A 14,456-nucleotide genomic window follows, 5' to 3' on the forward strand; every position below is an offset into this window, starting at 1 on the left:
GATCAGGAGCTGTCCGGCGGCTGCCGGGGGTCACCGAAGCAAGTGCGGGAGGTCGGTCTGATGCGAAAGATGGTTCCGATTGCCGCAATCCGTCACGTTTGCTGCCGCGTCGGAGAATCAGCTAGGCGTTGAGGATCAGGAACAATGCGCCGATGAGCCGTCGTGAACGTCGGGCCGCCGCCCGCGGATCGAAGAAGACGTCCCAAGAATCCGGCGCCTCAACGCCGGCTGCCCTTCATGCGGCCGGCTTGGCCCATCTGCAGGCGGCACGCCTCCTTGAAGCCCAGCAGTGCTGCGAGCAGGCTCTGGCCATCGACCCCAATCACGCAGACAGCATGCACCTGATGGGGCTGCTGTCGCTGCAGCTCGGACAGCATGATCACGCCATCGCCTGGATTGCACGCGCCATCTCATCAGCTCCCAGAGCCAGCTATGTCTCGAGTCTGGGACTGGCGCTGCTCGGGGCAGGACGGCTTGAGGACGCGCTGAAGGCCTTCGACAAGGCCGCATCGCTTGAACCTGAGAACGCGCTGCATTGGAAGAATCTCGGCGCGGTTCTCGCGGAGATGGATCGTCCGGACGAAGCGCTCTTGAGCCTGCAGCAGGCGTTGAGCTTGTCCGCGCAATGCGTCGATGCAGCCAATATGGCCGGGCTGCTCCTCTACCGGCAGAGCCGCTTTGCCGAGGCTCTGGGGTTTTTCAACGCCTCCTTGGAGGCAAACGCCGAGCAGGCCGACGCGCTTCACATGCGCGCGCTGGTCCTGCAAAATCTCGGGCGGCTGGACGACGCAGCGGCCGACGGCTTGCGGTCGCAGCTGCTCGATCCGACTAACGTCGATACGCACAACAATCTCGGCTGGGTGCTGCACCGGCTCGGCCGGTACGATGAGGCGCTGACGTGCTTTGAGCGGGCTCTCTCGCTCCGCCCGGATTACCTTGTGGCGCTGCTGAACAAGGCGGATCTGCTGGCCGATGACCTGCGGCTCGACGAGGCGATGGCCTTCTACGATCAGGCCAAAGCAATCGCGCCTGATGATCCGATCACGATCTGGAACGTGGCGCTGCTCGATATGCTGACCGGGAATTTTGCCGCGGGCTGGGCCGGTCGCGAGATCAGGTGGAAAACCGGGCTCGGCATGGCCGCTCCGAATTTCGCGCAGCCGCAGTGGCTGGGCACCGGGCCGCTTCAGGGCAAGACGATCCTCATTTTCGCCGATGAGGGGATCGGAGACGCCTTCCAATTCGCCCGCTATGTGCCCCTCGTCGCTGAGCTCGGAGCGAAAGTCATCCTCGCAGTCCAGGAGCCCACCTGCGCGTTACTATCCAGACTCTCCGGTGTTGCCGAGTGCGTTCCGAAATCCACCGCGGTTTTGCCGAGCTTCGATGTGCATTGCGCGATGTCCAGCCTGCCGCTGGCATTCAAGACCACCCTCGACACGATTCCGGCCGCTATTCCCTATCTACCGGCTCCACTCGACGCCCTTAAAGCGCAGTGGGAGAGCCGGCTGGGTGCTCACGGCAGGCTTCGTGTCGGGCTGGTCTGGTCCGGCAATCCGGGGCACGGCAACGATCGCAACAGGTCCGTGCCGCTGCGATTGCTGGCAAAGCTCCTGGACATCGATGTGCAGTTCGTCAGCCTGCAGAAAGATCCGCGCGCGGCCGACAAGGAGGTCCTTGCCGGGCTGGATATCGTCGACATGACGGAGCGCCTGTCAGACTTCGACGACACCGCTGCGCTGATGTCATGTCTGGACATTGTGGTGACCGTGGACACGAGCGTGGCCCACCTCGCCGGCGGCCTTGGACGCCCGGTGTGGATTCTCTTGCCGTATCGCCCGGACTATCGCTGGCTGCTCGGCCGCGCAGATTCACCCTGGTACCCAACAGCGCGTCTGTTCAGACAGGACGACCGACGCGACTATGGCTGGGTGATCGATCAAATCCGCAATGCGCTGACAATCGAGGCGGCCGCATTCCGAGCTCGACGATCGCTAACCACCGATGGCGACGGCCGGGCGCAGGATCAACCGGCGCATTGATCCTGCTCGGCGGCTTCCTTTCAGCCTGAGCCTTGGCGCCCGACCAGCTCAGAACTGGAACGGAATGGTCCGGCCCGGCTGCGCCGCCTGCTCGCGCGTGTAGAACACGCCGTGGACCTTCACCCCTGAGGCGTTCAACAGGGTGATGATCCCGCCCTTGTTCGACAGCGCGACGGGTGCCGCGATCGGCACCACCATGGTCGCGCCGGCGGCGATCTTGCCCGAGAGCGTCATGGCGTTCTTGTGCTTGTCCTTGATCTGCCAACCATCGAGATCGACGTCGACATCGGCGGTGTTGAGCAGGGTCACGGTCTCGCGCTCGGGCGTCCGGACATCGTTGACATAGGCCGCGATGATCCGCACCAGCCCGTCCGGCACGTCGAACGGCGGAATCTGGTCGCGCGACGGCGGCGTATGCGGAGCGTTCGGATGATCGCTGTCCCGCGGCAGGATCACTCCGCCGCTGTCATCATCCGAGTGCCAGGCCTGGCTCTGGAATTTGAGGAAGATCGCGACCCATTGCTGCTGGGCGGGAAACTCGAAGATCAGTCCGCCGTCCTGCCAAGGACCGTTATCCTGGTCATGCGAGCCGGGCGGATTGCCCTGGTTGAAATGGATGTCGTGAATGCCGCGGCCAGGCCTGAAGCCGAAGAACCGGTCGGCCTTCTCCTCCGGCCCCCAGGTGTCGCCGAAGGCATAGATCAAGGCCTCTTCGTCCGACATCGCGCGCTGGACATAGGAGTCGATCTTTTCGTTGAGATCGTTGTCGGGACCCGCGGCCGACATCGGCAGCGGCTTCAGCTCCCAGGGCTGCATCAAATTGGCGCGGATGAAGTCGAGCGCGACGCCGCCCGGCTTGCTCTGGAGCTCATGCAGGCCTTCGCTAAACTGCTTCAAACCGTCGACGATCGGATGTTCGAAGTGCGAGCGAACCAAAAATTCGACCTCGCTGCCGTCCTGCGAGCGAACATTGATGGCGATCCGGTACTGGGTGCCGTCGGCCGAGACCAGGACCTGGTAGTGCGGACTGGCGCCTGTTGCGAGACGGTTGTTGATCGGGCGTCCCTTCAGCAGCGCATAATTCTTCAGCGGCATCGTCGGTCCCTCCCCTCACGCATCGCAGCCGCACCGAAGGCCGATGCGCCGCGCCGAAGGTTACACCGCGATCGATGAAGGGCCTGTGATCCAGATCACCAGCAGCATGCGCGCTGAGACGCGGGGCTCAATCCGGCTTGTTCGCGGCCGCCGGAGCCAGCGGGCGGCTCATTCGCGTCAGCGCGTTGATGAAGCCGGCGCGCGCGTCGGAATGGACCTGGCCACGCGGCTCCAGCACGTGGCGCAGCAGGAACAGCCCGGTCAGCCGAAAGCCGTCCAGGAGGTCCTGGTCGGTCCAGCCGTGCGACATCGCCTCCTCATCGCGCAGGAAAGCAGGCAACGGCAGCAAGCGATCGCGCCAGGGCTCGCCGGCCGCACGCGACACCGCACCGCCCGATTTCGGCGACACATAGATCAGGTCAGTGGTTTCGCCGGTCGCGGCGCAGGAGTCGAGATCGAGCCCGAAGCCGAGCTCGGCCAGGATGGCAAGCTCGAACCGAACGATGTGTGCCGCCGCACCTCTGGCGTCGGTGAAATCGTCCAGCGCAAGCACGAGCCGCTCGTAGATGTCTTCATGCGGATCGCGCTCCGGCAACAGCCGCGCCAGCGCCGCCAGATGGGTGATGCCGTAGACGCCGTGTGACGCCGCGATCAGCGCCGCAGCGCGCAGGCACAACCCCTCGATCGCATACATGCCGAGATGCTCGTCGAGCCGCGCCCGCCACACCGCCCGTACGGTGTTGCCGGGCTGCAGTACGGGACGCATGCGTGCGCCGCTCGCCCCACGCACCAGACCGAGATGGCGACCGTGCTCGCGCGTCAGGAGCTCGACGACGGCGGCGGATTCGCCGTGCCGTCGCACGCCCAGCACGATGCCATCATCGGTCCATTCCATCGCCGTCCAACCTATCCAGGACGCGCTGCCGCGCAGAACACGGCACGCTCCCTCTCCCCCGTTCTTACGGGACCGCGACGAGCTTCGCTCGCGCTGAGAGGGCTGGGGTAAGGGGCAGACGCTTGCTCGCTGCCGGTCGTGAGACCTGTCCCCCCTCACCCGAGATCGTCGTCATCAGCGCAGCCAAACTGCGACACCGGACACCGCGCCTCACGCGATAAACCAGCCCTTCGCATCGCCGGTGAACGAATAATACAGCCCAATCGTGGTCAGCGCACAGGAAATGACCTCGATGCCGGCGTCCAGCGTCATCCCCTTGTCCCCGATCACGAGGACCAGCGAGTAGGCCGACAACAGGAGCGCGGCGAGCAGCACCCAGCGCGGCCAGTTCTTGCGCCGCTGCGCTGCAAGATAAACGAAGTAGACCATGAGCAGGATGAGCGCGGCGTTGAGAATGGTCTGCACCATGATCATCGCATCGGTGATCTCGGCCGTCGGTGTCCGATCCTGCACCGCGACCGACAACGCATCCAGCATCAGCGAGATGTAGAGCAGAACTTCAAACCAGAGCACGTTGCGAGGCAGGTTCATCATTATTCCTTGGGGAATTCGAGCCCCATCTCGCGGTAGCGGTCGGGATCGTCGCCCCAGTTCTCACGCACCTTGACGAACAGGAACAGATGCACCGGCGCGCCGGTGATGTCGGCGAGCTCCTTGCGCGCCTCCGCCCCGATCGACTTGATGGTGGCGCCGCCCTTGCCCAGCACGATCTTGCGCTGGCTTTCCCGCTCGACAAAGATCGTCTGCTCGATCCGGATCGAGCCGTCCTTGCGCTCGGTCCAGCTGTCGGTCTCGACGGTGGACTGATAGGGCAGCTCCTGGTGCAGCTGTTGATAGATCTTCTCCCGGGTGATCTCGGACGCGAGCTGGCGCATCGGCGCATCCGACATCTGGTCTTCGGGATAATGGAACGGTCCGGGCGGGACCATCGCGGCCAAAGCCCGGCGCAGATCGTCGACGCCGTCGCCCGACAGCGCCGAGATCAGATAAGTGCGCGCAAACGGCAGGCGCTCATTGGCGGCGGCGACCAGCGCCAACAGCTTCTCGCGCGGCACCAAGTCGACCTTGTTGACGACCAGGATCTTCTCATGCGCGACGGAGGCCGCCCTGGTCAGGATTGCCTCGGCCTCGTCGTCGAGGCCCTTCTTGGCATCCAACAGCACGCAGACGAGGTCGGCGTCATGGGCGCCGCTCCAGGCCGTCGTCACCATGGCCCGGTCGAGCCGCCGCTTCGGCGCAAAGATGCCGGGGGTATCGACCAGGATGATCTGCGAATGGCCCTCGATCACGATGCCGCGGATCAGCGCGCGCGTGGTCTGCACCTTGCGCGAGACGATCGTGACCTTGGAGCCGACCAAGGCGTTCACCAGGGTCGATTTGCCGACATTGGGCGCGCCGATCAGCGCGACGAAGCCGCAGCGGGTCTCGGCCGGCGGCGCGCTGTCCGCCTTCGGATCATCCGTCATTGCTGCCGCCGCTGACACCTTCGCGCGCGATCATCACGGAGGCCGCAACCTTCTCCGCCGCCCGCTTCGAGCCCCCCACCCCTTCCGCCGACTCCAGGCCTGGCAGGTCGACCGCGACGCGGAACTGCGGATCATGATGCGGGCCGGTACGCTCGACCTCGCGATAGACCGGCGTCGGCAGCCCCTTGCCCTGCGCCCATTCCTGCAAAACGGTCTTGGGATCGCGCAACGGCCGCCGGGGCTTGTTCATGCGCTCGGTCCAGTTGCGCTCGACGAAGCCGGCCGCCGCCGCGTAGCCGCCATCGAGAAAGATGGCGCCGATCACAGCCTCGCAGACGTCGCCGAGCACGGATTTGCGCAACCGCGCACCGGCGCCAGCGCCAACCGCGCCAAGCTTGATGTCGTCGAGCAGGCCGAGCGACTTGGCCACGTCAGCGCAGCTCTCCTTGCGCACGAGATCGGCGAGCCGTTTCGACAGTTCGCCCTCGTCCGCATTCGGAAAGGAGCGATAGAGCATGTCGGACACGATCAACCCGAGCACGTGATCGCCGAGGAATTCCAGCCGCTGATAGCTGTCGCCGCGCTTCTTGGAGGATTTCAGCGCGGAAACGTGGGTAAAGGCCGTGGTCAGCAGCGAGGAATCCTTGAACTGATGACCGATGCGCGCCTCGATCGCCGCGGTGGTCGCCTTCTCAGCCGCCTTGGCTGCCCCCTTGGTGCCGGTGCGGCTGCGCTTTGCCTTCGGCGCCGCAACAGGCGTCAAGCCGGAACTGCCGGGATCAGGCTCGGGGCTGGGGGCTGCGGCCGCCTGCGTGGTCTGGATGTCGGGTTTGTCGTCGATCATCGCACGATTTTGAACAGGCGATTCCAGCGCACCGCCACCGGCCAGCGCCAGAACGCCCAGGCATGGTCGCCTTCAGCAATGGAGAAAAAGATCATCTGGGCGCGGCCGACGATATTCTCGAAGGGCACGTAGCCCACCGCCGAGAGCACACGGCTGTCAGTCGAATTGTCGCGGTTGTCGCCCATCATGAAGAAATGTCCGGGCGGCACGGTATAGACCGCGGTATTGTCGTAAAAACCATTGTCGACGCAATCCAGCGTCTCATAGCTGACGCCGTTCGGCAGTGTCTCCTTCCAGCGCTTCACCCGTGCGGTCGCGTCGGAGCCGCAAGGATCCTCGCCGATGAAGTCGCTAAGCCGTTCGCGCTGGACGGGCTTGTCGTTGATGTAGAGCAGCCCGTCCCGCATCTGGATGTGGTCGCCGGGCAGGCCGATCACGCGCTTGATGTAGTCGGTGGTGTCGTCCTTGGGCAGGCGAAACACGACAACGTCGCCGCGATTCGGCTCGGAGCCGAAGATGCGTCCGGTGAACAAGGGCGGCGACATCGGAATCGAGTAGTGGCTGTAGCCATAGGAATATTTCGAGACGAACAGGTAGTCGCCCACGAGGAGCGTCGCCTTCATCGATCCCGACGGGATGTTGAACGGCTGAAACAGGAAGGTACGGATCACGAGCGCAATCAGGAGCGCATGAACAACGACGCGAACAGTTTCGCCGAGGCCGCTCTCAGTCTTGGTGCCGGATGTCACGCTCATCGCTCTTTCACTGTCCCTTTGACGAATCCATTTCGTGATTCGCCCGCGCCGCGGCAGAACGCCCTCCCGCGAACAGCTTGATCGGCTCGCAGCTTGAGGGAATTCTGTCCTGATTCTGATGATTTAGGCCAACTCCGGCGTGAACCTGAATTCGCCCTTGGCTAAGCCTCAAATCGATCCGTGCTGGTTTTAGACGTTTGTGATCCCGGGCGCAATCAATCGCCGCATCAAAACCTTATAAGGCACTGACAGATATGGTGTTTTTTGTTTTACGGGGGATCGCGACCGAAAACCTCAGGATGTGTCGGTGCGGTCGGCCGAAATTATGACGAACGCCTGGGCAAGCGGCCAATCGTCGGTGATCGACAGGTCGATCCTCGCCTCATGTCCCTGCGGGGTCAGTGCCTTCAGCCGCGCCAGTGCCCCTCCGGTGAGCAGCATGGTCGGCCGGCCCCCGGGCAGGTTGACGACGCCCATGTCGCGCCACCAGACCCCGTTCCGGATCCCGGTGCCGAGCGCCTTGGAACAGGCCTCCTTGGCCGCGAACCGCTTGGCATAGGTGGCGACCACCATCTTCTCATTCTTGGCGCGCCGCTCGGCCTTGCCGCGCTCAGCTGCCGTGAAGACGCGATCCAGGAACCGCTCGCCATGGCGCTCGATCACCTTGGCGACGCGGCGGATATCGATCAGGTCGGAACCGATGCCGATGATCATGGGCGGATGTCCTCAAGCGCCGCGGCCGCGATCCATCGCCGCCCGCATCGCCCGCACGGTGTCGCCCAGGCCCACGAACAGTGCCTCGCCGATCATGAAGTAGCCGATGTTCAGCTCGACGATCTCCGGCAACGCGGCGATCCGCTCCGCCGTGTCGTAATCCAGGCCGTGACCGGCGTGGACCTCGAGACCAGCCGAATAGGCCAGCGCGGCACCCTTGATGATGCGCTGCCACTCGGCTTCCGCCTTCTCCTTGTGGCCGTCCATGACCGCATCGCACCAGGCGCCGGTATGAATCTCGATCACCGGGGCGCGCAGCTTCGCCGCCATCTCGATCTGCTGCGGATCGGCCGCGATGAACAGCGAGACCCGGATGCCGGCATCGTTCAAGCGGGCGATGCGCGGGGCCAGCGCATTGTGCTGGCCGACCACGTCCAGCCCGCCCTCGGTGGTGAGTTCCTCGCGCCGCTCCGGCACCAGGCAGCAGGCGTGCGGCTTGGTGGCAAGCGCGATCCGCAGCATCTCGTCGGTGGCCGCCATCTCGAAATTGAGCGGCTTGTCGATCTCGGCCTTCAGCCGCGCCATGTCCTCGTCACGGATGTGCCGACGGTCCTCGCGCAGGTGGGCCGTGATGCCATCGGCGCCCGCCTCGATCGCAAGCTTCGCCGCGCGCACCGGGTCCGGATTACGGCCGCCCCTGGCGTTGCGCAGGGTGGCGATATGATCGACATTGACGCCGAGGCGCAGCTTCTGGGCTTGGGACATGGCGGGGCTCGCTGACATTCCTGAGAAACGGCCGGAACAGCTCTAACCGATCACGCGGCACGACGACAGCTCAGCCATTGACCCGGTCGACCCTGGCCACGATGGTCTTGGCGCGCAGCTGGTTGATGATGGCGGACAGATGCTTGAGGTCGTAGACCTCGAGATCGATCGTCAGCTCGGTGAAATCAGGCGAACGGCGGCTCATGCTGATATTGTCGATGTTGCCGTCATGCTCGGCGATGACGGTGGCGACCTGGGCGAGGCTGCCGGGCTCGTTGACATTCTCGACCCGGATTCGCGCCGGAAAGCGCTGCGGCGTGCTCTCGTCAACATCCCAGCGCACGTCGAGCCAGCGCTCCGGCTCCTCCTCGAAATCCTTCAGCGCCGGCGACTGGATCGGGTAGATCGTGATGCCCTCGCCGGGCGTGACGATGCCGACGATGCGGTCACCCGGCACTGCGCCGCCGTTCGGCGCGAACTTCACCGGCAGGCCGGAATTGATGCCGCGGATCGGGATCGCCGACGGGGGGCGCGGCGGTTCGGTGGCCGGCTTCGCGACCGCGGCCTGCCCTTTCTTGGCGCCGTAGCGCACCACGCGCTCTTCCTTGTAGTCGGGGTACATCGCACGGGCGACGTCGGAGGCCTTGATCTCGCCGCGTCCGACCGCCGCCATCACGTCCTCGATCGAGGCGCGCGCAAGCCGCGGCAGCGCCCCCTTCAGCTTGTCGTCGGCATAGTCGAGCTTGGTGCGCTCGAACAGGCGCTCGACAATGCGCCGGCCAAGCCCGGCATACTGATCGCGGACCGCCGTGCGGGTCGCGCGGCGGATCGCCGCACGCGCCTTGCCCGTCGCTGCAAGCGATTCCCAGGCCGAGGGCGGCGCCGACTGCGCCTCCGACGTCAGCACCTCGACCTCGTCGCCGTTCTGCAGCTCCGACGACAAGGGCGCGAACTTGCCGTTGATCTTGCAGCCGACCGCGCTGTTGCCGACATCGGTATGCACGGCGTAGGCGAAATCGATCACATTGGCGTGGCGCGGCAGCGCGATCAGCTTGCCCTTCGGCGTGAAGCAGAACACCTGATCGTGAAACAGCTCGAGCTTGGTGTGTTCGAGAAACTCCTCCGGATTGGCGCTCTCCGAGAGGATGCCGATGGTGTGGCGCAACCACGCAAACGCGTTTGATTCGCGCTTCAGGAGTTCCGTGGGCGAGCCGACGTCGTCCTTGTAGAAGGCATGGGCGGCGATGCCGAGCTCGGCGATCTGATCCATCTCCTGGGTTCGGATCTGCAGCTCGACACGCTGCTTGCCCGGTCCGATCACGGTGGTGTGGATCGAGCGATAGTCGTTCTGCTTCGGCGTCGAGATATAATCCTTGAAGCGGCCGGGCACGACCGGCCAGGTCGTATGGACGATGCCGAGCGCGCGGTAGCAGGATTCGACGTCGGGCATGATGACGCGGAAGCCGAAGATGTCGGAGAGCTGCTCGAAGCCGATCGATTTGCGTTCCATCTTGGTCCAGATGGAGAATGGTTTCTTGCGCCGGCCGCTGACGCGCGCCGTCAATCCGTTGTCGCGGAATTTCTTGGCGAGCTGGCTCTCGATCTCCCCGATCAGGTCGAGATTGCGATCGGTCAGCGCGTCGAGCCGCTGCATCACGACCCTGTAGGCGTCTGGATCGAGCGTGCGGAAGGACAGGTCCTCCAGTTCCTCGCGCATCTCCTGCATGCCCATCCGTCCCGCGAGCGGCGCGTAGATGTCGAGCGTTTCCTCGGCGATACGCCGCCGCGACGCCTCCGGTACGAACTCGAGGGTTCGCATGTTATGCAATCTGTCCGCGAGCTTGACCAGAAGCACACGCACATCGTCGGCGATCGCCAGCAGCAGCTTGCGCAGGTTCTCGGCCTGCTTGGCCTCGCGCGAGACCAGTTCCAGCCGCTTCAGCTTGGTTAACCCTTCCACCAGGGCGCCGATTTCGGGGCCGAACAAATGATCGATCTCGGCGCGCGTCGCCTCGGTGTCCTCGATCGTGTCGTGCAGCAGCGCCGCGACGATCGTCGCATCGTCGAGCTTGAGGTCGGTCAGGATCGCCGCCACTTCGAGCGGATGGGTGAAATAGGGATCGCCCGAGGCGCGGGTCTGCGACCCGTGCGCCTTCATCGCGTAGACATAGGCGCGGTTGAGCAGATCCTCGTTGGTGTCAGGGTTATACGACCGGACGCGCTCGACCAGGTCGTATTGTCGCATCATCCGGGACCGAGGCTTCGGCGGCTTGGCCGGGACGGCCACCGGCGTCGCCAGCGCGGCCGAATCGGCCGCAGCCTGCGTCGGAGGAGGACTCGGGCGCGAAACCGCCATGGGAGAAGCCTTAAACCACGCCGTCTGTTGGGAGCTGGGGGCGTGCGAACCATTTCGGCGCCCTTGCAGGGCATATGGTAACCACGAAAGCACAATCAAATGCAAAGGCCCGGACGGGGTCCGGGCCTTCACAATTCACATAAGTTACTGGGAGGGCTTTGCCCGAACGGCGCCGCAGCAGGCGTCACTCGTCCTCTTCGGGCTGCTGCTCCGGCGGAGCCAGACCTTCGAGGCCCTTCAGGAGCTCCTCTTCGGTCATCCGCTCGACCGCCACCTCGGTGTCGTCGGCATCGACGCTGGCACCGGCCGAGCCGATCAGCGGCACGGTGTCCGGCTCCGGCTCGTCGACCTCGACGAACTTCTGCAGCGAGTGCACCAGCTCTTCCTTCAAATCCTCGGGAGAAATCGACGAATCCGCAATCTCCCGGAGTGCCACGACGGGATTCTTGTCGTTATCCCGATCAATCGTGAGTTGTGATCCTGACGAGATCATACGGGCGCGATGCGCCGCCAGCAGGACAAGGTCGAATCGATTGTCCACTTTATCAATACAATCTTCCACGGTGACGCGCGCCATCGATTGTCGCTCCGGTCTTTTGTGTGCTTAATTGGCTGATTATCTATGGCTAGTTATAGAGACTGACCGCTCCGTGCAAGGCCGTTCTGGCGTCCAGTCCCGGTAACGGGCTAGAAGTACCGGATTCCGGCACCCTCCCAGCCAGGTGTCCGGATCCGCAGAATGTGGCTTCGGCCAAGAAAACGCTTCATTGCCTCGTCAGAAGTGCGAGCTTTGTTGCCCTGACTACTCCTGTTTGCGCGAGCGTCATACCAGACGGGTCCGCTCGAGCATTGGCGGTACCTTGGCAGTGCCAGAAAAAAATGGAAATGCGCGGCCAGCGCGAGCTGCGCCAAAAACAGAAGTCTAACTCAACGCGAGAAACTGAATGTCATCTTCTACCAACAAGATTGCGCTCTTCATTGACGGCGCCAACCTATATGCAACTGCCAAGACGCTCGGTTTCGACATCGACTACAAGCGCCTGCTCAAGGAATTCCAAAGCCGCGGCACGTTGCTGCGCGCCTTCTACTACACCGCGATCATTGAAGATCAGGAGTACTCGTCGATCCGTCCGCTGATCGATTGGCTCGACTACAACGGGTACACGGTCGTGACCAAGGCGACCAAGGAGTTCATCGACGCGAGCGGCCGGCGCAAGGTCAAGGGCAACATGGACATCGAGCTTGCCGTCGACGCCATGGAGCTTGCCGAGCATATCGACCAGATGGTGCTGTTCTCGGGCGACGGCGATTTCCGCTCGCTGGTTGAAGCCATGCAGCGCCGTGGCGTCCGCGTCACCGTGATCTCCACGATTTCCAGCCAGCCGCCGATGATTGCCGACGAACTGCGCCGCCAGGCTGACGTCTTCACCGATCTCGTCGAGTTGCAGTCCAAGCTCGGCCGCGATCCGTCCGAGCGCCCGGCCCCGCGCGAACCTCGCCACCATTCCCCGCAATTCCTGCAGCGGACGACCACCGTGGCCCCGCGCAACAATGACGACGATTTTGACGACTAAGAGCGCACTTACAGGCGGCGCCAACGCCGCGCCAGCCACCCTGCCTCCGAGCATTCCCGACCGCGACTGCCCGCTCTGCCCGCGCCTTGCGGATTTCCGCAATGCGCAGCGGGCGCGCGAGCCGTCCTGGTTCAACGCGCCGGTGCCGTCGTTCGGCGAGGCCGACGCGCGGCTTCTGATCGTGGGCCTCGCGCCGGGACTGCAGGGAGCCAACCGCACTGGCCGTCCGTTCACCGGCGACTATGCCGGCGATCTATTGTACGGCACGCTGTTGAAATACGGCTTCGCCAAGGGCCGCTACGAGGCGCGGCCCGATGACGGATTGACGCTGGTCGACTGCCGGATAAGCAATGCGGTGCGCTGCGTGCCGCCGCAGAACAAGCCGCTGCCGGCCGAGATCAATCAATGCCGAACGTTTCTTAACGCGACGATTGCCGCGATGCCGCACCTGCGGGGCATCGTGGCGCTCGGTCGTATTGCACATGATACGCTTTTGAAGACACTCGGCCTGCGCAGCGCGGCAGCCCCCTTTGCCCACGGTGCCGTACACCAGGCAGGACATCTCAAGCTCTACGACAGCTATCACTGCTCGCGTTACAACACGAACACCGGCGTGCTCACGACCGAGATGTTTCACGCCGTGTTCGCGCGGGTGAAGGCTGATCTGGGCTAGCAAGCCAAGGTTGCTTTGCGGTGGCCGGCCGGACCTCAGCATGGAGGTCTACAATCAGGCCACTCCGTACGATGCGAGAAGCTCGCGCTCTCATGAACGCGTCGGCGACGTCGCGCGATCAAGGATCAGCCGATCAGGCTGATCCGCCTTCGGCGCGGTTCTCAATCAGCCACGCCAGGACCTCGGCGGCATTTCGGTCGGGCGGAAACACCGGATAGAACACGTGGGTGATCCGGGCATCGTCGACGATCAGCGCCAGCCGCTTGATCATGGTCAGCCCCGCGATTTCCATGGTCGGCAAGTGCAGCGCCTCGGTCAGTTCGAGCTTCTCGTCCGACAACACCGGAAACGGCAAATGCAGGCGGGACGCCATCTCGGTCTGATAGGCATTGCTCTGGGTCGATAGCCCGAACACGTAAGCGGCACCGGCCGCTTTGAGTTCGCCGAACAGATCGCGGAACGCGCAGGTGTGCGGCGTGCAGCCGCGGGCCCCCGGAATCATGTCCCAATCCTCGACCAGCGCCACCTTGCCGGGTTCGCCGGTGCGCGGATAGGCGAAAATCACCGTCCGCCCCGAGAGCTCCGAGATCGTCACCAACGTATCGTCGGTTGCGCGCAGCCTGACCGGAGGGATGATCATGCCGACCAGATGATCCGCGGCGCCGTCATCCGTCGGCGCCGGAATCTTGCTCCAGTCGACATCGAGCAGGTTTTTCTGATTCATCGGATCCTTCCGGCCATCCACTTATCCACGGGCGCGCAACAGGCGCCCCTTCTCACGGCCCCAATCGCGCTTCTTCTCGCTCTCGCGCTTGTCATGCAGCTTCTTGCCCTTGGCCACAGCGAGCAGCAGCTTGGCGCGGCCGCGCTCGTTGAAATACAGTTTCAGCGGGATCAGCGTCATGCCCTCGCGGTCGACCGCGCCCAGCAGCTTGTTGATCTGCTTGCGATGCAACAACAGCTTGCGCGGCCGCTTCGGCTCGTGATTGAAGCGATTCGCCTGCAGATACTCCGGGATGTTGGCATTGATGAGCCAGATCTCGCCGTCGCGGCTATCGGCATAGGATTCGGCGATCGTCGACTTGCCGCTGCGGATCGACTTCACCTCGGTGCCGGTCAGCGCAAGGCCCGCCTCGATCGTATCCTCGATCGCGTAGTTGAACCGCGCCTTGCGGTTCTCGGCGACGACCTTGATGTCGCGTTCTTTCTTTTCAGCCACG

Annotated in this window: 15 protein-coding genes; 3 read left to right on the plus strand and 12 right to left on the minus strand. The window is 64.0% G+C overall.

What is annotated here, in order from left to right; all coding sequences use genetic code 11:
- Positions 1-152: 152 nt before the first annotated feature.
- Positions 153-2,039, plus strand: coding sequence for a tetratricopeptide repeat-containing glycosyltransferase family protein (locus BRAS3843_RS22550; RefSeq protein WP_008971369.1), 1,887 nt, complete (start codon positions 153-155; stop codon positions 2,037-2,039).
- 48 nt (positions 2,040-2,087) lie between these two features.
- Here the strand turns inward: BRAS3843_RS22550 and BRAS3843_RS22555 are convergent, their stop codons facing one another.
- The 10 genes from BRAS3843_RS22555 to rpoZ all read right to left on the minus strand — a co-directional run bounded on the left by BRAS3843_RS22555 (position 2,088) and on the right by rpoZ (position 11,566).
- Positions 2,088-3,134 carry a DUF2278 family protein gene (locus BRAS3843_RS22555; protein ID WP_008971370.1) on the minus strand — a complete coding sequence of 349 codons (1,047 nt, stop codon included), beginning with the start codon at positions 3,132-3,134 and terminating at the stop codon, positions 2,088-2,090.
- A gap of 127 nt (positions 3,135-3,261) precedes the next feature.
- Positions 3,262-4,029, minus strand: coding sequence for a DNA repair protein RecO (gene recO, locus BRAS3843_RS22560; protein ID WP_008971371.1), 768 nt, complete (start codon positions 4,027-4,029; stop codon positions 3,262-3,264).
- 210 nt (positions 4,030-4,239) lie between these two features.
- Complete coding sequence (locus BRAS3843_RS22565) at positions 4,240-4,620, minus strand: hypothetical protein (RefSeq protein ID WP_008971372.1); 381 nt, start codon at positions 4,618-4,620, stop codon at positions 4,240-4,242.
- A gap of 2 nt (positions 4,621-4,622) precedes the next feature.
- Positions 4,623-5,555, minus strand: coding sequence for a GTPase Era (gene era, locus BRAS3843_RS22570; protein WP_008971373.1), 933 nt, complete (start codon positions 5,553-5,555; stop codon positions 4,623-4,625).
- On the minus strand, positions 5,545-6,399 hold the full coding sequence (rnc, locus tag BRAS3843_RS22575; protein WP_008971374.1) for a ribonuclease III: 855 nt from the start codon (positions 6,397-6,399) through the stop codon (positions 5,545-5,547). The genes era and rnc overlap by 11 nt, the downstream gene beginning before the upstream one ends.
- Positions 6,396-7,154 carry a signal peptidase I gene (lepB, locus tag BRAS3843_RS22580; RefSeq protein ID WP_008971375.1) on the minus strand — a complete coding sequence of 253 codons (759 nt, stop codon included), beginning with the start codon at positions 7,152-7,154 and terminating at the stop codon, positions 6,396-6,398. The genes rnc and lepB overlap by 4 nt, the downstream gene beginning before the upstream one ends.
- Before the next feature lie 294 nt (positions 7,155-7,448).
- Entirely contained in the window at positions 7,449-7,868 is a 420-nt protein-coding gene (gene acpS, locus BRAS3843_RS22585) for a holo-ACP synthase (protein ID WP_008971376.1), read from the minus strand.
- 12 nt (positions 7,869-7,880) lie between these two features.
- Entirely contained in the window at positions 7,881-8,633 is a 753-nt protein-coding gene (locus BRAS3843_RS22590) for a pyridoxine 5'-phosphate synthase (RefSeq protein WP_008971377.1), read from the minus strand.
- A 70-nt stretch (positions 8,634-8,703) separates the two neighbouring features.
- Positions 8,704-10,989 (minus strand): bifunctional (p)ppGpp synthetase/guanosine-3',5'-bis(diphosphate) 3'-pyrophosphohydrolase, encoded by a 2,286-nt coding sequence (locus BRAS3843_RS22595; protein ID WP_008971378.1) that lies wholly within the window; start codon positions 10,987-10,989, stop codon positions 8,704-8,706.
- Positions 10,990-11,173: 184 nt separating this feature from the next.
- Complete coding sequence (gene rpoZ / locus BRAS3843_RS22600; RefSeq protein ID WP_008971379.1) at positions 11,174-11,566, minus strand: DNA-directed RNA polymerase subunit omega; 393 nt, start codon at positions 11,564-11,566, stop codon at positions 11,174-11,176.
- Between the two features lie 367 nt (positions 11,567-11,933).
- On the opposite strand from rpoZ, the gene BRAS3843_RS22605 reads away from it, so the two are divergent.
- Together BRAS3843_RS22605 and BRAS3843_RS22610 are read left to right on the plus strand one after the other, a co-directional pair.
- The gene (locus BRAS3843_RS22605) at positions 11,934-12,563 is read left to right on the plus strand and encodes an NYN domain-containing protein (protein WP_008971380.1); all 630 of its coding nucleotides are present in this window, start codon (positions 11,934-11,936) and stop codon (positions 12,561-12,563) included.
- On the plus strand, positions 12,541-13,236 hold the full coding sequence (locus BRAS3843_RS22610) for a uracil-DNA glycosylase (RefSeq protein ID WP_008971381.1): 696 nt from the start codon (positions 12,541-12,543) through the stop codon (positions 13,234-13,236). Before BRAS3843_RS22605 ends, BRAS3843_RS22610 begins: the two co-directional genes overlap by 23 nt.
- Before the next feature lie 133 nt (positions 13,237-13,369).
- Here the strand turns inward: BRAS3843_RS22610 and BRAS3843_RS22615 are convergent, their stop codons facing one another.
- On the minus strand, positions 13,370-13,960 hold the full coding sequence (locus BRAS3843_RS22615; RefSeq protein ID WP_008971382.1) for a peroxiredoxin: 591 nt from the start codon (positions 13,958-13,960) through the stop codon (positions 13,370-13,372).
- Positions 13,961-13,981: 21 nt separating this feature from the next.
- On the minus strand, positions 13,982-14,455 hold the full coding sequence (gene smpB / locus BRAS3843_RS22620) for an SsrA-binding protein SmpB (protein WP_008971383.1): 474 nt from the start codon (positions 14,453-14,455) through the stop codon (positions 13,982-13,984).
- Between the last annotated feature and the right edge of the window lies 1 nt (position 14,456).

This window comes from Bradyrhizobium sp. STM 3843, from assembly GCF_000239815.1.
In the GTDB taxonomy this organism is placed as follows: domain Bacteria; phylum Pseudomonadota; class Alphaproteobacteria; order Rhizobiales; family Xanthobacteraceae; genus Bradyrhizobium.